Consider the following 22,419-nt stretch of genomic DNA (forward strand, 5'->3'; position numbering starts at 1 on the left):
GGTCATTCCTTCTCGAAGGCCGGCAGCCCCGCGAGGCGCTCGGTATGATGGACGGTGGCGATGTAGTCGTCATCACCGTGCCCCGTGCCGATCAGGGAGGTATAGGCCTCGCGCATCTGGGCGGCGAGGGGCACCGGTACGCCGGCACCATGGGCACAGCCGAGGATCAGGTCGAGATCCTTGGCCATCTGGGCGGCAGAGAAGGTCGAGGTGAAGTCCCGCTCGCGCAGGGGCGGCACCTTGTACTGGACCATCGGTGAGCCCACCGCGCTGTCCGCGACCAGTTCGAGCATGTCGTCCCAGCCGATGTTGCCCTTGCGGGCCAGGGTCAGGGACTCGCCCAGCATCCCGGCGCTGACCGCGATCATCAGGTTGATCGCCAGTTTGGCGTAGCGCCCCTGCTCCTCCTCGCCCAGCCAGTACTGGGCCTTGGTGAAGGCGTTCATCACCGCCACGGCGTCATCCAGCGCCTCCCGCGGACCGGAGACCATGGCCGAGAGGGTGCCGGCCTCGGCGGCGACCGGGTTGCCCGACACCGGGCTTCGCAGGTAGGCGATGCCCCGCGCCTCGGCGGCCCGGGCCACCTGCGCGGAGGCCGCGATGCTTACGGTGCTGGTCTCGATCAGTGTGGAACCGGGCGCCATGAGGGCGATCAGTTCCCCGGCCTCCAGGCAGAGCCCCAGCAGGGCCCGGTCATCGGGAATCGAGACCAGCACCAGTGAACAGCCGTCGACGGCGCTGGCCAGGTCCTGATGGGCGACGATACCGGCCTCCTCGGCCAGGGCCAGGCGCTCGGCGCTGAGGTCGAACCCCTGCACGGCATGTCCCGCCGCGGCGATGCGGGCCGCCATGGGCAGGCCCAGCTTGCCCAGGCCCACCCAGGCCACCTTGCGTGTGGTTGTCATCGGGCTGTCTCCTCGTGTTGTTGCCGTGTCTGCAGCTCGGCGTAGATGCGATGGCCGGACGCCGCCAGCTCGCTCAGTCCATCGGCGACGTCGGCCAGCAGCCGGCCGTGTCGCTTGTGGAACTCTCCCGCCACCATGACGCTGTCGACGTTGGCGAGACTCGCCTGCATGACGACACTCGAGACCGGGTCGCTGACCGGCTGCATGTTCAGCAGGCTGCTGTCCAGCAGCACGAGGTCGGCCTGCTTGCCGGGCGTCAGGCTGCCGATGCGGTCCTCGAGCCCGAGGGCGCGTGCACCGTGGAGGGTGATCCACGCCAGCGCCTCGCGGGTGCGAATGGTCGAGGTGGTGGGGATCGTGCCCTGCTCCCGGCGAGAAGCGTCGTTGTCCAGCGAGCGCTGCATGCCCAGGGCCGCGCGCGCCACGGAGAACATGTCGCCCGAGATCACCGACTCGAGATCCACGCCCAGCGACACGACGCCGCCGTGGCGGCGAACATGGCCGGTGATCGGGAAACCGTGCCCCTGGGTCATCTCGTTTTCGGGGGCGATGGAGAAGGTCACGCCCTGCGCGCAGAAGCGGGACAGCTGGCCGTCATCCAGGCTCTGCCCGTGCACGATGTTGATATCCGGCCCCAGCAGCCCCCTCTCCTCGATCACGTCCCAGCCACCGGGGCTCACGGCCTGGCCGCCGCCCTGGTGCATCGAGGCCACCAGGCCAAACTCCTTGGCGAGTTCGAAGTCCTGCAGGGAGACCTCGAGGGTCGAGTAGTGCGGGCCCAGGATGGCGAGCCCGAGGGTCACGCGCCCGTCCGGATCCTTAAGCGGCCCGGCCAGCAGTCGTTCGACCTCGCCGCGGGGATGGGGAACCTCGCTGAAGTGGGGCTGGCCGGGCTTGGGATCCGGCTTGGGAGAGCCGTGGAAGAAGACGGCGCGGATGCCCGACTCCTGCAACCCCTTCACGGCGGCATCGGTATGCGCCGGCGTGGGATTGTTGTGGCACCAGTCGCCCAGGGTGGTGGCACCGCAGTTGAGCTGATTCAGCGCGCCCATCCGGGTGGCGATATGGATGTCATCAGGGGTGAACAGGGTCGCCAGGCCGCGATGCACATGGCCGAAGTACTCGAGCAGCGTCCAGTTCGCGGCGACGCCGCGCAGTGCCGTCTGCCAGGTATGCATGTGGGCATTGACCAGCCCCGGGATGAGGATGCCGCCCCGGCAGTCGATGACCTCGGCGCCTTCGGCGGGAAGGTCCTGACCCACGGCCCGGATCCGGTCGTCTTCTACCAGCACCTGGCCGTCGGCCAGATCGCCGATCTCGGGGTCCATGGTCACCACGGTGGCATTGGTCAGCAGGGTCTTCATGCGTCAGTAACCTCCCTTGACGTCGGTCGACGGCCGGCATGGGCATCGCTCAAGAGACGATGGATGCCGTCGGCCTCGATCTCGCGTGGGTTCCAGTAGGGATTGCTCGTGGCGATCTGCGTCGCCCGGTCGATATCGCTCTCCTGCAGGCCGAGGTCGGCCAGAGCCAGGGGGGCACCCACGGCACGCGCCAGGTCATGGAGCCCGCCGGCCGCATCCTCGCTGCCCAGCGCCCGGGCGATGCGGGACATCGCCTCCGGGGCGGCCCCGGCGTTGTAGGCCACGGCGTGGGGCAGCACGATGGTATGGGTCTCGGCATGTGGCAGGTCGAAGGAACCGCCCAGGGTGTGGCAGAGCTTGTGATGCAGCGACATCCCGACGGAGCCGAGGCAGGCACCGCACAGCCAGGCACCATAAAGGGCATCCGAACGTGCAGTCTGGTTGGCCGGCTCCTCGGCAATCAGTGGCAGGCTGCGCGCCAGGGCCGCAATACCCTCCTCCGCCATCAGCGAGACCACCGGGTTGCGGTCGCGGGCGTAGAGCGCCTCCACCGCATGGGCAATGGCATTGATGCCGCTGGTACCGGACATGCCGACCGGCAGGCCCAGCGTCAAGTCGACGTCATAGATCACCACCTCGGGCAGTACCTCGAGGGTGCGCTGGGTCGTCTTGAGGCCGTCCCGGGTTTCCCCGAGGATCGGCGTCATCTCGGAGCCGGCATAGGTCGTGGGGATCGCCACCTGGGGCAGGCCGGTCCGAAGGGCGATGGCCTTGCCGAGCCCGATGGTGGAGCCGCCCCCGATGGCCACGACGCCATCGGCGCCCAGCGAGGCGAGCACGCGCATCGCCTCCTCGGTGGTCTCCACCGGGGTATGCATGCGGGCCCCGGCGAAGACGTCGGCCCCCAGCTCGCCGAGCCGGTCCAGCACCTGGCGTGCCTGGCCTGCCTGCTCGGGCGTGGAGAGTACCAGGACTCGCGAACAGCCCAGCGACCGGACCTCCTCGGCCACCTGGGACAGGGTCCCCTGGCCGAAGATGACGCGTGACGGCAAGCCATTGTAGATGAATGGCATCATGATGTTGTCCTCGTTGGTTGGGTGAGCGCCACGGCGGGTATCAGCCGGCAGGGTGACCCGACGTCGAGCCAGTATTGCTCTGGGCCGTCACCGGCTGCCCGGTGATGGCCTGAACCAGCTTGTCCTCGGATACCGCATCGCCGTCGAACTCGGCGGTCACTCGTCCGTCGTACATCGCGATGATGCGATTGCTGACGCCCAGTACCTCGGGCATTTCCGACGAGATCACCAGCACCGCATAGCCCGAACGGGCCAGTTCCTTGATCAGCGCATGGATCTCGGCCTTGGAGCCCACGTCGATGCCGCGGGTGGGCTCGTCGAGGATCAGCAGCTTGGGATGGGTATGCAGCCACTTGCCGATGACGATCTTCTGCTGGTTGCCACCGCTCAGGTTGCCGACCTTCTGACGCCAGCTGGGCGTCTTGATCTTCATCGCCTGCTGATACTTGTCGTAGACGCGCTTCTCGGCAGCGGTCTTCATGAACCCCCGCCGGGAGACGCTTTCCAGGCCCGCCAGAGTCATGTTGTCGCGACAGTTCATCCCGAGGATCAGCCCCTGGTCCTTGCGATCCTCCGGGACCAGCGCGATCCCCTCGGCGACCGCATCATGGGAGGAATGCAATCGCTCGACCTGGCCATTGAGCAGAATCTCGCCCGAGGAAGGCTTGCGCAGGCCGAAGATGGTCTCGGCGACCTCCGAGCGCCCGGCCCCGACCAGGCCGTACATGCCGACGATCTCGCCCTTGCGGACGTTGAAGCTGACGTCCTCGAACACTCCATCGACGCTGAGGCCGCGCAGCTCGAGCATGTTCTCGCCGAACTCCTTCGGCTTGCTGGCATGATCAAGTTCGAGGGTCCTGCCGATCATCAGCTTGGTGACCTCATCCTCGCTGGTGTCGGCCGTGTTCAGGGTCCCGTTGTACTCGCCGTCACGCAGGACCGAGATGCGCTGGGAGAGGTGGAAGATCTCGTCCATGCGGTGCGAGATATAGACAATACCGACCCCCTGCTCCTGGAGGTTGCGGATGATGTCGTAGAGCACCGGCTTCTCGTGATCGGTCAGTGATGCCGTCGGCTCGTCGAAGACCACGATCCGGGGCGTAAAGACCAGGGCCCGGGCGATCTCCACCATCTGCTTCTTGGCGATGGAAAGGTTGCTGACCATGTCGCGGGAGCTGAAGGTACACTTGAGACGCTTGAGTATCTCGGTGCTGTCTGCGTGCAACCTCTTCCAGTCGACGCGGTTACCCCATTTCAGCGGCAGGCTGCCCAGGAAGATGTTCTCCGCCACCGACATCTCGGGGACCAGGGATTGCTCCTGGTGAATCAGCACGATACCGCTCTTCTTGGCCTGCTTGGGGTTCTCGAAGGACTTCTCCTCTCCCGCGAGGATGATCTTCCCTCCATTGGGCTGATGCTTGCCGGCCAGTACCTTCATCAGGGTGGACTTGCCGGCACCGTTCTCGCCGAGCAGGGCATGCACCTCGCCCGCCCTGACGTCGAAGCTGACCTTGTTCAGGGCCACCACACCGGGAAACTTCTTGGTGATGTCGATCAATGACAGGACGGGGCTCGAGGAACTCGCACCGTGAGCGGTATTCCGGTTCATGGCTGCAGTGCTCATATGCTGACTCCCTTGCTGGCATGGACATTGAGCCGCTGGTCGATGATCAGCACGGAGATCAGGATCACCCCGAGAATGACCAGCACGTAGAAGGCCGGTACCTGCATCAGGTTCATGCCGTTGCGCAGGATTCCGATGGCCAGCACACCGCCCAGGGTACCGGTGATGCTGCCGTATCCACCCGTCAGCTTGGTGCCGCCGAGCACCACGGCCGTGATGGTCCACAATTCATAGTCACGGCCCAGGTTCGGCGTGGCGGCCCCCATCTGGGTCGCCAGAAGCACCCCGGCGAGGGCAGCGAAGAACCCCACGATGATGAAGTTGATCATCATGTGACGGCCGATGCGGATGCCCGCATCCAGGGCAGCCTCGGGGTTGCCACCCACGGCAAAGGTATTGCGACCATGGCCGGTCTTCTTCAGCACCAGATGCATCACCAGAGTGCAGATGAGGAAGATGAGGGCGAGCACGGGAAACGGCCCGATCGAGGCGGTCCCGAAGTCGGAGAAGGCGAAATTGGTGGCGTAGAAGGACTGCTCTTCGGTGTAGACGAAGATGAGGCCACGGACCCCTATCATGGCCCCCAATGTGACGATGAAGGCGTTGACGCCGGTCTTCCAGACGACCAGTCCATTGATGGCACCCAATACAAGGCCAGATGCCAGAGCGGCAATGACCGCGATGGTGATGCCATAGTCCTGAAGGCCGACCGACAACGATGCCGACAGCCCCAGGACGGCGCCCACCGAGAGATCGATGTTGCCATTGATCATCACGTAGGTCATGCCCAGAGCAATCAGCCCAATGGTCGAGGTCTGGACAAGGATATTGCTCAAGTTGCCGATCGAGAGAAAGTACTCCGACATGAAGCTGAAGAAGATGGTAATGACGATGACAAATACCCAGATCGGCTGGATAAAGCCACTACCCTTTAGAAAATCCTTCATGTTAATCATGTTGATCACCAGGTTCAGGAGTGAGTCGTGAATAGACGCTTGCGCTTGTTGGCAAGGTCCAGCCACACCGCCAGGATGATGATCACCCAGGTGACAAGCCATTGGGTGTAATAGGGGTAACCCAACAGCAGCAGGCCATTCTGGATGAAGCCCAGGATCAATACCCCGATGATCGTCTTCCAGATACTCCCTGCCCCACCCAACAGGCTGGTTCCCCCGAGAATGATCCCGGCCAGCACCAGCAATTCGTAGCCCTGCCCGACGTTGTTCTGTGACCCCATGACCCGCGAGCCAAGCACCAGTGCCGCACAGGCCACGCAGAAGGCCGAGATCAGATAGGTACTGAATACGCACCAGTTCTTGCGGATGCCGGAATACACGGCGGCAGCCGGGTTACCGCCGACGGCAAAGATGCGCCGACCATAGCTGGTATAGGACATGACGACCTGCACGATGATCGCCAGCATGGCAAAGAGGATGACCGGGACCGCGATACCCAGCACATAGCCTCGCCCGAAGAAGGCGAACCAGGTGTCGCTCTGGTTGGCGATATCGACGTTCTGACCACCGCTGTAGATCAGCACCAGACCCTGTATCGCCGAGAGCATCGCCAGGGTGACGATGAGCGAATTGAGCCGCATAAAGCCGATCAGGAAGCCGTTGACAGCCCCGATCAGCAACGTAAAGAAAAACATCAGGATGATAGCGCCGATCGGTCCGATCTTGTCATGCAGATCGACGACCAGCACCGTCGAGAAGGAGAGCATCGACCCGACGGAGAGGTCCAGGTTACCGCCGATGATGACCACCGTGACACCTACGGCAATGATACCGATGATCGAAGCCTGACGGACCACCGTCATGATGTTTGACTGAGAGAGAAACTGTTCGGAGAACAGCGAGAAAGCAAACATGCAGATAAGAAAGAAGACCAGGATGCCCTGAGCGGAAAGAAAGTTCAGGAGACCTGCCTTATGCTTCTTGCTCAGCATGATGGCTTGTTTACCTTGTTCTACAGAAGCCATGATACTCACCTTTGTTGGCGCTACTGACTGAAGGCCAGGATGCTTCCGTTGCCGTCGACGCCCCATCGGCATGCCCGGGAGCATGCCATCGATCCGTGAAAATTCGTGGCCATTCAGCATGGCAGACGGAACAGAGTGTCGTTCCTGGTGATCCGAAAGGGTCTTGATCGAACATTCCGGAACCACTGGCCGGGGTCACCCGAGAAGGCCTAGCCCCCTGCGTGACCCGAGAACCCCAAAGCTTAGAAAACGGGCTTGTCGAATTCGGCCAGGTTGTCTGCGGTGATCTTGGGCGTCTCGAAGAAGTTCATCTTCGGCACATCCTTGCCTTCCAGGACATCGAGTGCCGTCTGGAGAGCCGCTTCGGCATCATCGACCGGGGACTGGTAGATGGAGCCGTAGTACTCACCGCGCTCGATAGCCTCGTAGCCCACGGCGAAATTGGTGGCACCGATGAACACGATCTCACCGGCACGGCCGGTGCTCTTGGCGGCGTTCAGGGCACCGACACCCATGTTGTCATCCCCGGCATAGACGCCATCGATGTCATCGTATTTGGTGAGGAAGTTCTCCATGACTCGCTGGGCCTTTTCGCGGTTCCAGTCCGCGGGCTGAGTCTCGACAATCTCGACACCCGGGCAGGCATCGGCCAGTTGGTCCTCGAACCCCTTCGAGCGTTCCATGGCGGTGGTATAGCCGGGCTGCCCGGCAATCTGGACGATCTGCCCCTCACCATCGAGGGCCTCGCACATCATCTCGGCGGAAGAGGCCCCCTGCTGGACATTGTCGGGGCCCGAGAAGGCGGCGATATACTCCATGCCCGCCTCCGCGATCTTGGAATTCGTCACCACGACCGGGATGTCCGACTTGTGGGCCTGGCGGATGGCCGGGATGACTGCCTGGCCGTTGGTCGGCCAGATGATGATGGCATCGACACGTTGCTGGATAAGGTTGCGCACCTGGCCGATCTGGCGGGCCACATCGCCGCCCGCATCAAGCACGACGACGTCGACATCGCCATTCTTGTCGGCCGCTTCCTCGAAGGCGCTTTCATAGGTCGTCTGGTAGCTGTCGACACCGACATTGTTCTGGGTGATGCCGATCCGGTAGGTCTCCTCGGCCTGGGCAAGGCCCGCGGAGAGAATCATGACACTGGTCGCTAGCGCTGTTTTGTAGATCATGTTGTCACCTGCTTTGTTTTAGTTTGCTCTCACCGACTCGCCGGAGGGGGCTTGTCAGGGTCAGGGGAGCTTAGTGCCGCGGCTTGATTCGCCGCAACGCGGCCATCCCAGCGAAATGACCAATCTGGCTATTTTGTCGGCCTGCTTCGCCTGGTGATGGGGCAGCGCCAAGGAGAAAACATCGTTGTTGCCAGCTAACTGACTGTCATAAAAGAAGGAAGCCGTCGGACAACGATTACTGAGGAATTCCGTGATCGCGGTACAGCGATGGTGCAGACGCAAGGCGCCCCGCCTGCGGGACACAGGCGGGGCGCCAGACTTTCACTTCCGGAGGGGCCGGGAGATGGCGGGGAGCTGCGTATCAGGCCACCGGCGTCAGCCAACTGGCATCGATGGCCTGCTTGCCGCGCACCACATCGAAGTAGAGCGACTGGATCTTCTCGGTGACGGGGCCACGGCGACCCTCGCCGATGGTGCGGCCGTCGAGTTCACGGATCGGCAGTACCTCGGCGGCGGTGCCGGTGAAGAAGGCCTCGTCGGCGATGTAGATCTCGTCGCGGGTGATCAGCTTCTCGCGCAGCTCATAGCCCAGGTGCTCGGCCATGTGCAGCACAGTGTTGCGCGTGATGCCGTTGAGGCAGGAGGTCAGCATCGGCGTGTAGATGACACCGTTCTTGACCATGAAGAGGTTCTCGCCGGAGCCCTCGGCAGCATAGCCCTGAGGGTCGAGCAGCAGCGCCTCGTCATAGCCGCCGCGCTGGGCCTCGGCCAGGGCCATCATGGAGTTGATGTACTGGCCGTTGGCCTTGGCGCGGGTCACGGCGATGTTGACGTGGTGACGGGTAAAGGAGGAGGTCTGCACCTTGATGCCGAGCTCGCGGGCCTCGGGCGACATGTAGGAGGGCCACTCCCAGGCGGCCACGATGACGTGGGTCTTGAGGTTGTCGGCACGCAGGCCCATCCCCTCGCTGCCGAAGAACACCATAGGACGCAGGTAGGCCTCGTCGAGGCCGTTCTCGCGCACTGCGGCCCGCTGGGCCTCGTTGATCTGCTCCTTGCTGAAGGGCATGTTCATGCCGAGGATCTTGGCCGAATCGAACAGCCGGTCGGTATGCTCCTTGAGCCGGAAGATGGCCGCGCCCTGGTCGGTCGCATAGGCGCGCACGCCCTCGAAGCAGCCCATTCCGTAGTGCAGGGTGTGGGTCAGTACGTGCACCTGGGCATCGCGCCAGGGAACCAGTTCGCCGTCGAACCAGATGAGACCGTCTCGGTCAGCCATCGACATAATCTACGTCCTTTCATCTTCTCAATCGTGAAAACGGGAAACGCGCGGGACCCCCCGCGCTCAGTGATTTTCCGGTTCGAGCAGGCGTTGCCAGAGCTCGATGACGGCCTCGCGATGCGCCCGGAATTCGTCGTTGCGACCGCGCCCGGCCCCGCCGGTCAGGGCCGCCCTGTGGGCGGCAGTGCGACAGGCGAGATAGGCCTCGCGCAGCCGCTGGCAATCCCGGCTCGGCAGGCGGTCGGTCGCTTCGAGTGTCTCCAGAATACGAATATTGTCGCTGTAGGCCAATAGCTCGGGGGTCTCGTGCCCCATGGAGAGCACCGCAAACTGGCAGAGGAACTCGATGTCGACCATCCCGCCGGGGTCATGCTTGAGGTCGAAATCGTCGCCATCGCCCTTGCCGCCCAGGTGGTCGCGCATCTTGTGGCGCATCTTCACCACCTCCTCGCGCAGCGCCTCGATGTCCCGCTGGCGACCGAGGATCTCGCCACGGATCGCGTCGAAGCGCTCGGCCAGCAGCGGATGGCCAGCCACCACCCGGGCCCGCACCAGGGCCTGGTGCTCCCAGGTCCAGGCCTGCTCGCGCTGGTAATCGGCGAAGGCCGAGAGCGTCGAGACCAGCAGCCCCGAGTTGCCCGAGGGGCGCAGGCGCATGTCCACCTCGTAGAGGCTTCCCGCCGGCGTCACCGCGGTGAGCAAGTGGATGATGCGCTGGCCCACCCGAGTGAAGAAGACCGCGTTGTCGATGGGACGCTTGCCGTCCGTGGTCCCCTGGGTGGCGCCGTCATGGAGGAACACCAGGTCCAGATCGGAGCTGTAGCCCAGCTCGATGCCGCCGAGCTTGCCGTAGCCAACCACCAGGAACTCGGGCTCGCTACCGCAACGCCCCGCATCGCGGCGTTCCGGGAAGCCGTGCTTGCGGGTCAGGTGCTTCCAGGCCATGGCCAACACCGCCTCCAGGACCACCTCGGCGATGTAGGTGAGATAGTCGCTGACCTTCATCAGGCGACGGGTACCGGCGATGTCAGAGGCTGCCACGTGAAGCACCTGGGCATGCTTGAAGACCCGGAGGGCCTCGAGCTGTGCCTCCTCGTCATCCTCGGGAAGCCGCCCCAGGGCCTGTCGCAGCTCGTCGGCCAGGCGTTCCTTGTCGGCCGGGGTGTAGAGGGTCTCGGGAGTCAGCAGCTCGTCGAGCAGGATGGGATGGCGGGCTAGCTGGGCGGCGATCCAGGGGCTGGCACTGCACAGCTTCATCAGGTGCCCCAGGGCATCCGGGTTCTCGCGTAGCAGCGCCAGGTAGGCAGTGCGTCGAAGTACTGCCTCGACCAGCGGCAACACCTGCTTCAGGGCGATGTCCGGCGTCTCGCTGGCGGCCACGGCATCGAGCAGTAGTGGCATCAAGGCCTCGAGCCGCTCGTAGCCAATGCGCTGCATGGCCTGCACCTGGCGGGACTGGCGCAGCGCCCACAGCCGGCGCAGAGCGGCATCCGGCTCCGCCAGGCCGGCCTCCTCCATGAGCTCCCGGGCCTCGTCCTTTTCCAGCTCGCCGCGCCATAGCGCGCGCCACTCCTCGAGACCGACAGCACCGGAGGCCTGGTCGGCGTCCTCGCCGTCGTCCAGTTCCTCCTCGGGCTCGGCGATCACCGCATCGAAGTGCCGACGCACCCGTTCCCGCACCTCGTCGAGCCGCGCCATCACCGCCGGCCAGTCCTCCATGTCGAGCGCCAGGGCCACCCGTTCGCGATCGATGTCGTCACCGGGAAGGGTCTGGGTCTGACGATCCTCCAGGGCCTGCAGCACATGCTCCAGGTCGCGCAGAAAGACGTAGTCGGGCATCAGCTCGTCGACCACCTCCCGGGGCAGCAGGCCGAGCTCGGGCAGGCGTTCCAGGGCGGTCTTCAGCGAGGTGACCTGCAGCTCGGTATCACGGCCGCCTCGGATCAGCTGGAAGGCCTGGACCACGAACTCCACCTCGCGGATGCCCCCGGGACCGAGCTTGATATTGCCCTGCATGCCCTTGCGCCGGACCTCACGGTTGATCATCGACTTGAGTTCGCGCAGCGACTCGATGGCACCGAAGTCCAGGTACTTGCGATAGACGAAGGGGCGCAGGCTCGACAGCAGCTCGGCGCCCCCGCCCAGGTCGCCGGCCACCGGCCGTGCCTTGAGCATGGCGTAGCGTTCCCACTCGCGCCCCTGGTCCTGGTAGTAGCCGGCCAGAGAAGAGAAGCTTCCCACCAGGGGGCCACCATCGCCCAGTGGACGCAGGCGCATATCGACGCGGAAGGCGAAGCCGTCGGCCGTTACCGCGTCCAGAGCGGTGATCAGCTTCTGGCCGAGCTTGGTGAAATACTCCTGGTGCTCGAGGGCTGTGCGTCCTCCCTCGGTCTCCCCCTTCTCGGGGAAGGCGAAGATCAGGTCGATGTCGGAGGAGAGGTTGAGCTCGCCGGCGCCGAGCTTGCCCATGCCCAGCACCACCAGCCGCTGCTCGCTACCGTCACGACGCGGGGCGGGCCATCCCCAGCGCGGTGCGAAATGGGCCTCGAGCCAGGTCAGGCTCCCCTCCAGGCAGGTCTCGGCAAGCCGCGACACAGCGCCGCTGGTGTCCCACATGTCGATGCCCGGGGGGCGGGTCAGATCACGCCAGACAATGCCCAGCATGCGGGCGCGACGAAAGCGACGGATAGCGCCATGCAGGGCCGCCTCGTCCTCGGCGGCCTCCAGCCGCTCGTCGAGCCAGTCGCGCAGGGCCTCCGCGGAGGGCGTCGCATCCAGCTCACTGCTGGCATCCAGGTGCAACAGCCACTCCGGGTAGCGCACCAGGGTCTCGGCGGCGAAGGTCGAGACGGCCAGCACCCGGGCCAGCTGACGGCGCCGCGCGTCCGACAGCGACAGCCAGTCCTCCAGCGGGGAGTCGCTACCGTTCATGTCGGCCACGTTCTCGGCCTGCTCGAGCGAGCTTGCCAGCCGGTCTCGGGCATGCGCCAGGGGAGCCCTCAGGGGCTCGGGAATATCATCCAGCGGCAGGAAGTCATCGGGCAGGGCCATGGGCATCTCGCATCCGGTTCTCGAATGCCCCCAGCATAGCGAAGCCTGTCCCGCTCCATAACCTAGGAGCTGGTCGGATTTGACCGATCGTCGCGAGAGAGTCGGATTTCGAGACAACTTCATCGATCTGATGAGGCGTATAGCCCGCTATTTTACGCATCAGTTCGAAGGAAAATGGCCGGAAGACCGGTTCTCGTAATAGATCAGCATCAAGCTCGACAGGTTCCTAGGCGAGGAATTTCTCCCAGGCCAGCAGTCCCCAGGTCAGGCCAGCGATGAACAGCGTCAGCATCACGGCCGCCGAGCCGATGTCCTTGGCGCGACCAGAGAGCTCGTGGTGCTCGGTGCCGATGCGGTCCACCACGTTCTCGATGGCGCTGTTGAGCAGTTCCACGATCAGTACCAGCAGGCAGCTGCCCGCCAGCAGCACCCACTCCACCGGCCCCTGACCGATCCACCAGGCCAACGGCAGCAGGATTACACAGACCCCGAGCTCCTGCCGGAAGGCGGCCTCGTTGCGAAAGGCCGCCCTGAGCCCCTTGAGGGAGTAGCGAGTGGAGTGCACCAGGTGCTCCCAGCCGGTGTGTCCTGGCTTCATGTCGCGTGGTCCAGCGTATCAGTGGGCATCGATCATCGCCTCGAGGTCGGCGGCCAGCGGGTCAAGTACCTGCTGCCAGTTGAGCCACGGGGTGTTCGCCGTCCCGTTGACGAGCGCCACGAACACGCCCCATTGCCCGCTCCGGGTGCGGAAGTAGCCGCCTACGGCGCGCACCGCCACCGGCTGGTTGAGGGTGCCGGTCTTGAGCATGACATGCTGCTGGAAGGTCGCCGAACCCCGGCGCAGGAAACGCATCACGCCGTTGGCCGGCGACTGCAGGGTGGCGATGAAGCTGGGAAAGAGCGCCGGTCGGCGGTACATGCTCTCCAACAGGGTGATGATGCCCGCCGCCGAGGTGCGGTTTTCCGGCGTCAGGCCGCTGCCGCTGCGCAGGGTCACGGGGCCGTGACCGGGAAGGCCAGCCACAAAGGCCTCCAGCGCCCCGCCGGCCTGCACCAGGCCGGCGCGGGGGGATTCCACCAGGTTCAGCGCCAACTGGTCGGCCATGAAGTTGTTGGAGTGGTTGAGGGTGCGCAGCAGCAGTTCCTGCAGCGGCTCACTCTCCACTTCGGCCAGGGAACGGGCCTCGGCCGGCGGCTCTGTGGTGGCAACGCCGGCACCGTCGCGCACGGCGATCCCGGCCTGTGCCAGCATTGCCATCAGGGTAGCCGCACTCTGTTGCGCCGGGTCGGAGCTGGCTCGGTAGATGGAGCGGGGCCGTGCATTGGTGGAGATCTGCCCGCTCACCACCATGACATCGCCGCTGTCGCGAAGCACACGCTCGGCATTGAGCCGAGTGCCGCTGTCATCGGGCTTCGTCTCGACGCGGTTGTCGATTCCGACAATCGGCGCCTGACTGTCGCAGCTGGTGATGCGGGCAGACTCGCCGGGCACGTCGGCAGGGGCCACGCTGACGCACCAGCTACCGTAGTTCACCCCGACCGAGGAGAGCAGCGCACTGTAGGCATTGGCCACCCGGGAATGAGCCTGGCAGCGGTCGCTGGTGATGCACTCCACCGGGCCATAGCGCCACTGACTGAGCACCAGGCGGCCTTCGATCCGGCGCACGCCGGCCTGGTGAAGCCGCTGCGTGAGACGCCACAGGTCCTCGCTGGTCAGCATCGGATCACCCCCGCCATCGAGCACCAGGTCACCGTGCAACGTCCCGTCCGTATCGGGTTCGGCCAGGCTCACCAGCCGGGTGGTGAACCGGTGCTGCGGCCCCCAACGCTCCAGCGCCGCCGCCGCCAGATAGACCTTGGATACCGAGGCCGGCGACAGCTGGCGCTCGGGCTCGATGGCACCCAGGACTTCGCCGCTGTCCAGCAGACGGGCCTCGGCGCCGAGCAGGAAGCCCTTGTCGGCCAGCTCGGTCAGGCGGGTGAAGCCGCTCGCCTGGGCGAATACCGGCAGCAGCGTCAGCAGGATGCAGAGCAGCGGGCGGCGAAGCATGGAACCTCCAGGGAGCATGAGAGGCCCTCAGTTTAATGGGACGCGACGGAAGAGAACACCTGGATCACCACCACGCCACCAACGATCATGCCCAGTCCCAGCAGCGCCGGAAGATCCGGCTTCTCGCCATAGACCAGGATGCCCACCAGGGTCACCAGCACGATGCCGAGCCCTGCCCAGAAGGCATAGGCGATGCCCACCGGCATGGTGCGCAGCACCAGAGCGAGCAAGTAGAAGGCCAAGCCATAGCCGACCACCACCGTGACGCTGGGCCAAAGGCGGGTGAAGCCCTCCGAGGCCTTCAGCGCACTGGTGGCGATCACCTCGGCGACGATCGCCAGGGCCAGGAACAGGAATGCCATCATCCTTTCTCCCCGGCGGCCGGTAGCACGTCCCCGGGCACCAGCCCGGGGTCATGGGGAAGCTCGACCACCAGCCGCCAGAGCGCCTGTCCGCTGGCATGGTACTTATGCTCGAAGGGCGTCAGACAGGCCTCGCCCGGCACGAAGGACTCCGCCGCGGCCGCCATCCCGGTGACCTGGGTCACCGCCAGGGCGAACTCCTCCACATAGAGCCGCCAGTTCGAACGCAGTTCCAGCCGGCCACCCAGGGCCAGGATCACCGGCAGCACCGGATGCCCCTGCCAGCGCATTTTCAGGTGGGCGGCCTTGGGATAGGGATTGGGATAGAGCAAGTAGTGACGTGCTGGACACCAGCCCTCGGCCAGGGCCAGGCGCCAGAAGTCCACCAGGTCGGCCCGCACCAGCAGGGCATTGTCCGGCAGCCGGCCATGGTCGCGGGAGAGGCGATCGGCGCTGCGGTCGACGCCGATCACCGCGGCAGCCGGGTACAGCGCGGCCAGCCGGCGTGTCGAGAGCCCCACGCCGCATCCCGCATCCAGTATCAACGACGCCCCGGCACGGTGTTCGAGCCAGTCCTGGGCCCGAGCAAAGGCCTCGCGGGTGTGCGCGGCGAGGGGTTTACGCAGCGGATGCTCCAAGGCCCGCGTCACGCGGCGGGCCAGATCCTCATGGGGGCCGGTCTGGCGGCTGACGATGGATCGTGAACGGGCAGTCATGGCAGCGGGCTCAGCGGAATGGCGAAAAGGCCCGCATTCTACCAGCCGCAGGCCCCCCGCGCAGGGGCACCAGCATGACGCCGCCACGGGCCGGGTGCTATGATCCATGGCCTGACAGCGACTAACAATGCAGCCCCGATATCAACCGCACAACGAGGAACCCGGCTTGCCACACTTACCGGTGATCGTCGGCATGGGCGGCGTGAATCCCGCCGGCCGAACCTCGGGCCATCAGGCATTTCGCCGTACCGTGCTCGACGCCCTGCCCGACGACGACCAGGCCCGCACCCTCTTGGGCCTGGCGGCGATGATGCGCCTGGCCGACAGCCAGGCAGGCGGTGACTGGCATGATGCCGAGGGCCGTCCGCTGGACGCCGCCGAGATCGTCGAGCAGACTCGTCAGCAGGTGCTCGATCACACCCTGATCCGGCGCATCGAGGATCCCCGCTTCAACGAGGAGGGCCTGCCGGCCAACCGCAAGGCTAGCCTCGCACTGGAGACGCCGCTGACCTTCCGCATCCGCCGCCGCCAGTTGCCCGACGACCTGCCCCCCACCTGGCAGGTACGGGAGCAGGACCGCCTGAGCCTCGAGGTCACCGTTCCCGCCGGCAACATGGAGGTGATGCTGCCCGAGACACGCCCGGCCCAGGTGCGTGCCGCCGGCCAGCTGCCCTCAGGATTCGATCCCAGTCGCCTCTACCGCAGCGTCCACCACCCGCGCGGGCTCTCCATGACGGTTTTCGCCGCCAGCGACTGCCTGGGCGACAGCGGCCTCGAGTGGGACAGGCTGCGCGACCGCCTGGACCCCGACGCGGTCGCCGTCTACGCCGGCAACTCCATCGGCCAGCTCGACGACGAGGGCTGGGGTGGTTTGCTCAAGAGCTTCGTCTCCGGCAAGCGTGCCACCTCCAAGCAGATGCCGCTGGGCTACGGCCAGATGCCCGCCGACTTCATCAATGCCTATGTGCTGGGCAGCGTGGGCGGCACCGGGGCGGCACTCGGCGCCTGCGCCAGCTTCCTCTACAACCTGCGTCTGGGCGTGGACGACATCCGTGCCGGACGCCGCCGGGTCGTGCTGGTGGGCACCGCCGATGCCCCGATCACGCCCGAGGTCATCGAGGGCTTCCGCACCATGGGGGCGCTGGCCGATGACGACGGCCTCAGGGCCCTGGATGCCCTGGAGCTGCTCACCGACGCCGACTACCAGCGCGCCTGCCGCCCCTTTGCCCGCAACTGTGGCTTCACCATGGGTGAGTCCAGCCAGTTCATCATGTTGATGGACGACGCCCTGGCCCTGGAGACCGGTGCCGATATCCTCGGCAGCGTGCCGGGCGTCTTCGTCAATGCCGATGGCTGGAAGCGCTCGATCTCCGCCCCCGGCATCGGTAACTACATTTCCCTGGCCAAGGCGGCCGCCCTGGTCCGCGACATGCTCGGCGAGACGGCCCTGCGCGAGCGCACCTTCCTCCATGCCCATGGCACCAGCACACCCAAGAACCGCGTCACCGAATCGCATGTCTTCGACCAGGTGGCCCGCGCCCACGGCATCACGGCGTGGCCGGTGGTAGCGGTGAAGGCCTTCGTCGGCCACTCCCAGGGCAGTGCCGCTGGCGACCAGCTGACCAGTGCCCTGGGCAGCTTTGCCCACGGCCTGCTGCCGGGCATCTTCACCCTGGATGCGGTGGCCGACGACGTCCATGCCGAGCGTCTCATACTGTTTCGCGAGCCATTACCCTTCGTCGCGGATGCCGCCTTCATCAATGCCAAGGGCTTCGGCGGCAACAACGCTACCGGCGTGGTGCTCTCCCCCGCCGTCACCGAACGAGTGATGGCGAAGCGCCACGGCGAGACCGCCGTGGCAGCCTGGAAGACGCGCCGCGAGGCCACCCGAGAAGCCGCCGCCGCCTATCACCAGGCCGCCGACCGCGGACGCTTCGAGCTTCGCTATCGCTTCGGCGAGGGTGTGCTGGAGGGGCCTGAGCTCGACGTCGGCCGTGACGCCATCCGCATTCCCGGCTATGCCAGGGAGGTGTCACTCGCCGTGGACAACCCCTTCGGACGACTCGACGAAGGAGAAGCGTGATGATCACCGCCGTCTATCCCGGCACCTTCGATCCCGTCACCAACGGCCATCTCGACCTGATCGAGCGCGCCTCGAAGCTGTTCGACAAGGTGGTGGTGGCCATCGCCACCAGCCCCGGCAAGGGGCCTGCCCTGGACCTCGACACCCGCATCGCCCTGACCCGGGAGGTGGTGGCAGGCCTCGACAACGTCGAGGTGATCGGCTTCTCGGGGCTGATGACCGAGTTCATGAAGCAGCAGCAGGCACGGGTGCTGCTGCGCGGCCTGAGGGCGGTGTCGGACTTCGAGTACGAGCTGCAACTGGCCAACATGAACCGCGCCCAGATGCCGGAGCTGGAGACGGTCTTCCTGACGCCGGAAGTGGAAAACTCCTACATCTCCTCGACCCTGGTACGCGAGATCGCCCGGCTCGGTGGCGATGTCTCCAAGCACGTGCACCCCAGGGTCGCCGAGACGCTGAAGAGCCATTACAATACCTGACCAGTAAACTCGGGATTAACCTTTCCCGGGACCGCTTGCCGGCCAGCGACATCCGTGAGGTACCCCATGGCCCTGATGATCACCGACGAGTGCATCAACTGCGACGTCTGCGAACCCGAATGCCCCAACGGCGCCATCTCGCCGGGGGAAGAGATCTATGTCATCGACCCCGGCCTGTGCACCGAGTGCGTCGGCCACTATGACGAGCCCCAGTGCCAGCAGGTCTGTCCGGTGGACTGCATTCCGCTGGACCCGGAGCATAAGGAGAGCCGTGACGAGTTGATGGAGAAGTACCACGTCATCACAGCGGCCTGATCCCCGCGCTGCCCCGTCAGGACCACCAACGAAAAACAGACAAGCACGTCGAAACCGACCTCTTATTTCACAGTCCCGGCCATCGTCTGTAGCACTTGACGCACGCCCCGCAACGGCTCCGCCGGGAGGCGGGGCCGTTGCATTTCGAGACGGGACACGCCACCCTGCCCGGTTTCACCGCCAAGGGACCCGCCGTGACGTCGCCCGCGACCACCCCCCGCGCCGGGACACGACAGCGTATCCTCTCGCTGGCCTGGCCGATCATCCTCTCCAACATCACCGTGCCACTGCTCGGGCTGGTGGATACCGCCGTGGTCGGCCACCTGCCCGACTCGCGCTATCTCGCCGGGGTGACCCTCGGGGCAACACTGTTCAGCTTCCTCTACTGGGGCTTCGGCTTCCTGCGCATGGGCACCACCGGCCTCACCTCTCAGGCGGTGGGTCGCGAAGCGGACGGGGAGGTGCGCAACCTGCTCGGCCAGTCGCTGCTGCTCGCCCTGGTGATCGGCCTGGGACTGATCCTCGCCGGTGGCCCGCTGGTGACCCTGGGGCTGTGGCTGCTCGACGGCAGCGAGGCGGCCACGGAACTGGCCGCGGAGTATGCCCGCATCCGCCTGCTCTCGGCACCGGCGGTGCTGGCCAACTACGCCATCCTCGGCTGGTTCCTCGGCCAGCAGAACTCGCGGGTGACGCTGGCCATCCTGGTACTGACCAACGGCGTCAACATCGCCCTCGATCTGCTGTTCGTGGTGGGACTGGGGATGACCAGCGACGGCGTGGCCTGGGCCACGGTGCTCGCCGACTACACGGCACTGATCTTCGGCCTCTGGCTGGTGTCGCGCCAGCTCAGATGGCTGTCGGGGTGCTTCCTGCGCGAACGGCTGCTGCGCCTGGCCGCCTATGGCGAGCTCTTCCAGGTCAACGCCAACCTCTTCGTACGCACCCTGGGCCTGCTCTTCGCCATGGCCTTCTTCACCTCTCGCGGCGCCGCCCAGGGCGATACCGTGCTGGCGGCCAACGCCGTGCTGCTGCAATTCATCATGCTGACCAGCTACGCCCTGGACGGCTTCGCCCATGCCGCCGAGGCGCTGGCCGGCCGCGCCGTGGGCCGCCGGCGCTTCGACGAGTTCGGTCAGATCGTCGCGAGCGCCGCCCGCTTCTCGCTGGCCACGGCAGGGCTCGCTGCGCTGGCCTTCGCCCTGGGAGGCGAGTGGCTGATCGCACTGCTCACCGCGCTGCCGGAGGTGCGGGCTACCGCCGGGGACTACCTGCCGTGGATGGTCGTCATGCCACTGGTGGCGGTATGGAGCTACCTGTTCGATGGGGTCTTCATCGGGGCCACGGCGATCCGCGAGATGCGCAACAGCATCTATGCAGGGCTCGCGGTCTATCTGCCGCTCTGGTGGTTGACCACACCGATGGGTAACCACGGGCTATGGCTGGCCTTCCTGGCCTTTGCCATGGTGCGATCGGGCGTGCTGGTGGCCTACTATCGGCACCATCGCCGCACCCGCTGGCGTCACCACGTCACGGCCGACAGCATGGACGGCATCACGCGCGCCGGGTAGCGCAACCCTCTGAGGTTGCGCTACTTTCTGTCAGGCACGCCAAGATTCGACAACACAAGAAGGGAACCCTCATGCTCAAGGCCCTATCGAGACCGGCTGTCAAGCTGGTCGAACGCTACCTGCCCGACCCCTACATCTTCGTCCTGCTGCTGACGATCATCGCCGCCGGCGCCGCCATCGCCGTGGAGCGCCAGACCCCGCTGGCGGTGATGCGCTTCTGGGGCGACGGCTTCTGGGGCCTGCTGACCTTCTCGATGCAGATGCTGCTGGTGCTGGTGACCGGTTACATGCTGGCCAGCTCCCCGCCCGTCAAGCGCCTGCTGCAGAAGCTCGCCGGCCTGGCGAAGAACGCCGGCAGCGCCATCATCCTGGTCACCCTGGTGTCGCTGGTCGCCAGCTGGATCAACTGGGGATTCGGCCTGGTGGTCGGGGCCCTGTTCGCCAAGGAGCTGGCCCGCCTGGTGCGCGTCGACTACCGGCTGCTGGTGGCCAGCGCCTACTCCGGCTTCATCGTCTGGCACGGCGGCCTGGCCGGCTCGATTCCGCTGACCATCGCCACCGATGGCCATTTCACCGCCGAGCAGATCGGTGTGATCGGCACCGGCGGCACTATCTTTTCGCTGTTCAACATCGCTATCGTGCTCTGCCTGTTCGTGGCGGTACCGCTGGTCAACCGGATGATGCTTCCGGACGAGAAGGACAGCGTCTACATCGATCCCAAGCTGCTGGGTGACGACGAGGAAAAGCGCGTGCGCATCACCCGCCCCGCCGAGCGCCTGGAGAACAGCACGACCCTGGCCTGGCTGGTGGGCATCCCCGGAGTGCTCTTCCTGCTCGACCACTTTGTCTTCCGCGGCGGCGGCCTGAACCTCAACGTGGTCAACTTCCTGTTCCTGTCGCTGGCTATCGTGCTGCACCGCACGCCGCGCAGCCTGCTGGAGAGCCTCCATGAGGCGATCAAGGGCGGTGCCGGCATCGTCATCCAGTTTCCCTTCTATGCCGGCATCATGGCGATCATGGTGCAGTCGGGCCTGGCCGAGAGCATGTCGGAGGCTCTCATCTCCTTTGCCACCGAGACCACCCTGCCCTTCTGGTCCTTCATCAGCGCCGGCATCGTCAACATCTTCGTACCCTCCGGTGGTGGCCAGTGGGCCGTGCAGGCCCCGGTGATGCTGCCCGCCGCCGAGGCCCTGGGCGTGGACATTCCCCGGTTGGCCATGGCCGTCGCGTGGGGAGATGCCTGGACCAACCTGCTGCAGCCCTTCTGGGCTCTGCCGGTGCTCGGCATCGCCGGCCTCAAGGCCAAGGACATCATGGGCTTTTGCCTGATCCAGCTGCTCATCACCGGCATCATCATCGCCGTGGGCCTGACCTGGTTCTGATCCCGGGTTCGAACCCGCGACACCGAACGCCTTGCTCCCCCCGCGGGGGCAAGGCGTTATGCTGTAGGAAACCTCAAGGGAGCATGACAATGGACGACCAACCGCTGAGCGGCCAGCACGAACTCTCCATGACCGTGCTGATGACCCCGGACATGGCCAACTTCAGTGGCAAGGTGCATGGCGGCGCCATCCTCAAGAAGCTCGACGAGGTCGCCTATGCCTGTGCCAGCCGCTACGCCGGTCATTACGTGGTGACGCTCTCCGTCGACCAGGTGCTGTTCAAGCAGCCGATCCATGTCGGCGAACTGGTCACCTTCCTGTCCTGCGTCAACCATGTCGGACGCTCATCCATGGAGGTCGGCATCAAGGTCGTGGCCGAGGACATCCGCAGGAAGGTGATCCGCCACACCAACAGCTGCTATCTGACCATGGTGGCCGTGGACGAGAGCGGCAAGCCGGCGCGGGTGCCGCCGCTGAAGCTGGAGACCCGGCTTCAGAAGCTGCGCTTCGAGAAGGCGGCCCTGCGCAAGAAGCTGCGCAAGCAGGCCGAAGAAGAGGAACGCCGCACCCAGGCCGAGCATGGCGATCCCTGAGAAGGGGGTGCGTCAGCCACAGTCCAGGGCGGTGATCCGGTCTCGCTCGTCCAGGCGGACATTGAGGCGCTCGGGGCGATAATCCAGCGTATGAGCCTCCCCGGGGCGCATCACGCGAAGCCCATCGGCACCGCTCGCCTCACGAAGGGACGCCCCAAGGGCCGCGTCGAAGTGACGCCCCACTCGGGCCTGGACATGCTCGACACCACAGGCATCCTCGCCATCGGTGACACGAGGGGGTTCGGGCGCCGGCTCCCGGCGAGACGCGGACTCGTTCATGGCGCTGCAGGCGGTCATCAGCGACAGGCCGGCAGCGGTCAGCCAAGGCTTCCAGGCAATGGGCATGGGGGCTTCCGGAACAAGCGTGAGTATTTATCCGGGCAACACTAGACAACGGGCATGCCGAA

General features: G+C 65.6%; 20 protein-coding genes. 6 read left to right on the plus strand and 14 right to left on the minus strand.

Annotated elements, in window-relative coordinates:
- Positions 1–2 precede the first annotated feature (2 nt).
- From RI841_RS00800 to RI841_RS00860, 13 genes are all read right to left on the minus strand, one after another.
- Positions 3–905, minus strand: coding sequence for an NAD(P)-dependent oxidoreductase (locus RI841_RS00800; protein ID WP_310703622.1), 903 nt, complete (start codon positions 903–905; stop codon positions 3–5).
- Complete coding sequence (locus tag RI841_RS00805; RefSeq protein WP_310703623.1) at positions 902–2,269, minus strand: amidohydrolase family protein; 1,368 nt, start codon at positions 2,267–2,269, stop codon at positions 902–904. Before RI841_RS00805 ends, RI841_RS00800 begins: the two co-directional genes overlap by 4 nt.
- The gene (locus tag RI841_RS00810) at positions 2,266–3,342 is read right to left on the minus strand and encodes a maleylacetate reductase (protein WP_310703651.1); all 1,077 of its coding nucleotides are present in this window, start codon (positions 3,340–3,342) and stop codon (positions 2,266–2,268) included. The genes RI841_RS00805 and RI841_RS00810 overlap by 4 nt, the downstream gene beginning before the upstream one ends.
- A gap of 43 nt (positions 3,343–3,385) precedes the next feature.
- Complete coding sequence (locus RI841_RS00815; RefSeq protein ID WP_310703624.1) at positions 3,386–4,969, minus strand: sugar ABC transporter ATP-binding protein; 1,584 nt, start codon at positions 4,967–4,969, stop codon at positions 3,386–3,388.
- A complete protein-coding gene (locus RI841_RS00820; protein ID WP_310703625.1) occupies positions 4,966–6,027 on the minus strand; it encodes an ABC transporter permease in 1,062 nt (353 codons plus the stop codon). The genes RI841_RS00815 and RI841_RS00820 overlap by 4 nt, the downstream gene beginning before the upstream one ends.
- Entirely contained in the window at positions 5,940–6,950 is a 1,011-nt protein-coding gene (locus tag RI841_RS00825; protein ID WP_310703627.1) for an ABC transporter permease, read from the minus strand. Before RI841_RS00825 ends, RI841_RS00820 begins: the two co-directional genes overlap by 88 nt.
- A gap of 242 nt (positions 6,951–7,192) precedes the next feature.
- Positions 7,193–8,131 (minus strand): sugar ABC transporter substrate-binding protein, encoded by a 939-nt coding sequence (locus RI841_RS00830; RefSeq protein WP_310703628.1) that lies wholly within the window; start codon positions 8,129–8,131, stop codon positions 7,193–7,195.
- 361 nt (positions 8,132–8,492) lie between these two features.
- Entirely contained in the window at positions 8,493–9,416 is a 924-nt protein-coding gene (locus RI841_RS00835; RefSeq protein ID WP_310703629.1) for a branched-chain amino acid transaminase, read from the minus strand.
- A gap of 60 nt (positions 9,417–9,476) precedes the next feature.
- Positions 9,477–12,464, minus strand: coding sequence for a bifunctional [glutamate--ammonia ligase]-adenylyl-L-tyrosine phosphorylase/[glutamate--ammonia-ligase] adenylyltransferase (gene glnE, locus RI841_RS00840; protein WP_310703630.1), 2,988 nt, complete (start codon positions 12,462–12,464; stop codon positions 9,477–9,479).
- A 226-nt stretch (positions 12,465–12,690) separates the two neighbouring features.
- The gene (locus RI841_RS00845) at positions 12,691–13,062 is read right to left on the minus strand and encodes a diacylglycerol kinase (protein ID WP_310703631.1); all 372 of its coding nucleotides are present in this window, start codon (positions 13,060–13,062) and stop codon (positions 12,691–12,693) included.
- 18 nt (positions 13,063–13,080) lie between these two features.
- Positions 13,081–14,514 (minus strand): D-alanyl-D-alanine carboxypeptidase/D-alanyl-D-alanine-endopeptidase, encoded by a 1,434-nt coding sequence (gene dacB, locus RI841_RS00850; protein ID WP_310703632.1) that lies wholly within the window; start codon positions 14,512–14,514, stop codon positions 13,081–13,083.
- 32 nt (positions 14,515–14,546) lie between these two features.
- Positions 14,547–14,879 carry a DMT family transporter gene (locus RI841_RS00855; RefSeq protein WP_405000890.1) on the minus strand — a complete coding sequence of 111 codons (333 nt, stop codon included), beginning with the start codon at positions 14,877–14,879 and terminating at the stop codon, positions 14,547–14,549.
- Positions 14,876–15,592, minus strand: a complete 717-nt coding sequence (locus RI841_RS00860) for a methyltransferase domain-containing protein (RefSeq protein WP_310703633.1) — start codon at positions 15,590–15,592, stop codon at positions 14,876–14,878. The genes RI841_RS00855 and RI841_RS00860 overlap by 4 nt, the downstream gene beginning before the upstream one ends.
- 193 nt (positions 15,593–15,785) lie before the next feature.
- Between RI841_RS00860 and RI841_RS00865 the strand changes: the two genes are divergently transcribed.
- The 6 genes from RI841_RS00865 to RI841_RS00890 all read left to right on the plus strand — a co-directional run bounded on the left by RI841_RS00865 (position 15,786) and on the right by RI841_RS00890 (position 22,012).
- Positions 15,786–17,675, plus strand: a complete 1,890-nt coding sequence (locus RI841_RS00865; RefSeq protein ID WP_310703653.1) for a beta-ketoacyl synthase — start codon at positions 15,786–15,788, stop codon at positions 17,673–17,675.
- Positions 17,675–18,154 (plus strand): pantetheine-phosphate adenylyltransferase, encoded by a 480-nt coding sequence (gene coaD / locus RI841_RS00870; RefSeq protein ID WP_310703634.1) that lies wholly within the window; start codon positions 17,675–17,677, stop codon positions 18,152–18,154. Before RI841_RS00865 ends, coaD begins: the two co-directional genes overlap by 1 nt.
- Before the next feature lie 66 nt (positions 18,155–18,220).
- Positions 18,221–18,469 carry a YfhL family 4Fe-4S dicluster ferredoxin gene (locus RI841_RS00875; protein ID WP_310703635.1) on the plus strand — a complete coding sequence of 83 codons (249 nt, stop codon included), beginning with the start codon at positions 18,221–18,223 and terminating at the stop codon, positions 18,467–18,469.
- A gap of 194 nt (positions 18,470–18,663) precedes the next feature.
- Entirely contained in the window at positions 18,664–20,037 is a 1,374-nt protein-coding gene (locus RI841_RS00880) for an MATE family efflux transporter (protein WP_310703654.1), read from the plus strand.
- 71 nt (positions 20,038–20,108) lie between these two features.
- Positions 20,109–21,419 carry a short-chain fatty acid transporter gene (locus RI841_RS00885; protein WP_310703637.1) on the plus strand — a complete coding sequence of 437 codons (1,311 nt, stop codon included), beginning with the start codon at positions 20,109–20,111 and terminating at the stop codon, positions 21,417–21,419.
- 89 nt (positions 21,420–21,508) lie between these two features.
- Positions 21,509–22,012 (plus strand): acyl-CoA thioesterase, encoded by a 504-nt coding sequence (locus tag RI841_RS00890; protein WP_310703638.1) that lies wholly within the window; start codon positions 21,509–21,511, stop codon positions 22,010–22,012.
- A 12-nt stretch (positions 22,013–22,024) separates the two neighbouring features.
- On the opposite strand, the gene RI841_RS00895 is transcribed toward RI841_RS00890, so the two are convergent.
- Complete coding sequence (locus RI841_RS00895) at positions 22,025–22,357, minus strand: I78 family peptidase inhibitor (protein ID WP_310703640.1); 333 nt, start codon at positions 22,355–22,357, stop codon at positions 22,025–22,027.
- Positions 22,358–22,419 lie beyond the last annotated feature (62 nt).

Origin of the sequence: Halomonas sp., from assembly GCF_031581305.1 — a bacterium.
Classification (GTDB): Bacteria; Pseudomonadota; Gammaproteobacteria; order Pseudomonadales; family Halomonadaceae; genus Halomonas.

What these genes read in the sequence shown, in the direction of transcription:
- RI841_RS00800 (WP_310703622.1), bottom strand. Translation starts at nt 905, where the DNA reads ATGACAACCACACGCAAGGTGGCCTGGGTGGGCCTGGGCAAGCTGGGC.
- RI841_RS00805 (WP_310703623.1), bottom strand. Translation starts at nt 2,269, where the DNA reads ATGAAGACCCTGCTGACCAATGCCACCGTGGTGACCATGGACCCCGAG.
- RI841_RS00810 (WP_310703651.1), bottom strand. Translation starts at nt 3,342, where the DNA reads ATGCCATTCATCTACAATGGCTTGCCGTCACGCGTCATCTTCGGCCAG.
- RI841_RS00815 (WP_310703624.1), bottom strand. Translation starts at nt 4,969, where the DNA reads ATGAGCACTGCAGCCATGAACCGGAATACCGCTCACGGTGCGAGTTCC.
- RI841_RS00820 (WP_310703625.1), bottom strand. Translation starts at nt 6,027, where the DNA reads ATGGCTTGTCACCTGGGTGATCATCATCCTGGCGGTGTGGCTGGACCT.
- RI841_RS00825 (WP_310703627.1), bottom strand. Translation starts at nt 6,950, where the DNA reads ATGGCTTCTGTAGAACAAGGTAAACAAGCCATCATGCTGAGCAAGAAG.
- RI841_RS00830 (WP_310703628.1), bottom strand. Translation starts at nt 8,131, where the DNA reads ATGATCTACAAAACAGCGCTAGCGACCAGTGTCATGATTCTCTCCGCG.
- RI841_RS00835 (WP_310703629.1), bottom strand. Translation starts at nt 9,416, where the DNA reads ATGTCGATGGCTGACCGAGACGGTCTCATCTGGTTCGACGGCGAACTG.
- glnE (WP_310703630.1), bottom strand. Translation starts at nt 12,464, where the DNA reads ATGGCCCTGCCCGATGACTTCCTGCCGCTGGATGATATTCCCGAGCCC.
- RI841_RS00845 (WP_310703631.1), bottom strand. Translation starts at nt 13,062, where the DNA reads ATGAAGCCAGGACACACCGGCTGGGAGCACCTGGTGCACTCCACTCGC.
- dacB (WP_310703632.1), bottom strand. Translation starts at nt 14,514, where the DNA reads ATGCTTCGCCGCCCGCTGCTCTGCATCCTGCTGACGCTGCTGCCGGTA.
- RI841_RS00855 (WP_405000890.1), bottom strand. Translation starts at nt 14,879, where the DNA reads ATGATGGCATTCCTGTTCCTGGCCCTGGCGATCGTCGCCGAGGTGATC.
- RI841_RS00860 (WP_310703633.1), bottom strand. Translation starts at nt 15,592, where the DNA reads ATGACTGCCCGTTCACGATCCATCGTCAGCCGCCAGACCGGCCCCCAT.
- RI841_RS00865 (WP_310703653.1), top strand. Translation starts at nt 15,786, where the DNA reads ATGGGCGGCGTGAATCCCGCCGGCCGAACCTCGGGCCATCAGGCATTT.
- coaD (WP_310703634.1), top strand. Translation starts at nt 17,675, where the DNA reads ATGATCACCGCCGTCTATCCCGGCACCTTCGATCCCGTCACCAACGGC.
- RI841_RS00875 (WP_310703635.1), top strand. Translation starts at nt 18,221, where the DNA reads ATGGCCCTGATGATCACCGACGAGTGCATCAACTGCGACGTCTGCGAA.
- RI841_RS00885 (WP_310703637.1), top strand. Translation starts at nt 20,109, where the DNA reads ATGCTCAAGGCCCTATCGAGACCGGCTGTCAAGCTGGTCGAACGCTAC.
- RI841_RS00890 (WP_310703638.1), top strand. Translation starts at nt 21,509, where the DNA reads ATGGACGACCAACCGCTGAGCGGCCAGCACGAACTCTCCATGACCGTG.
- RI841_RS00895 (WP_310703640.1), bottom strand. Translation starts at nt 22,357, where the DNA reads ATGCCCATTGCCTGGAAGCCTTGGCTGACCGCTGCCGGCCTGTCGCTG.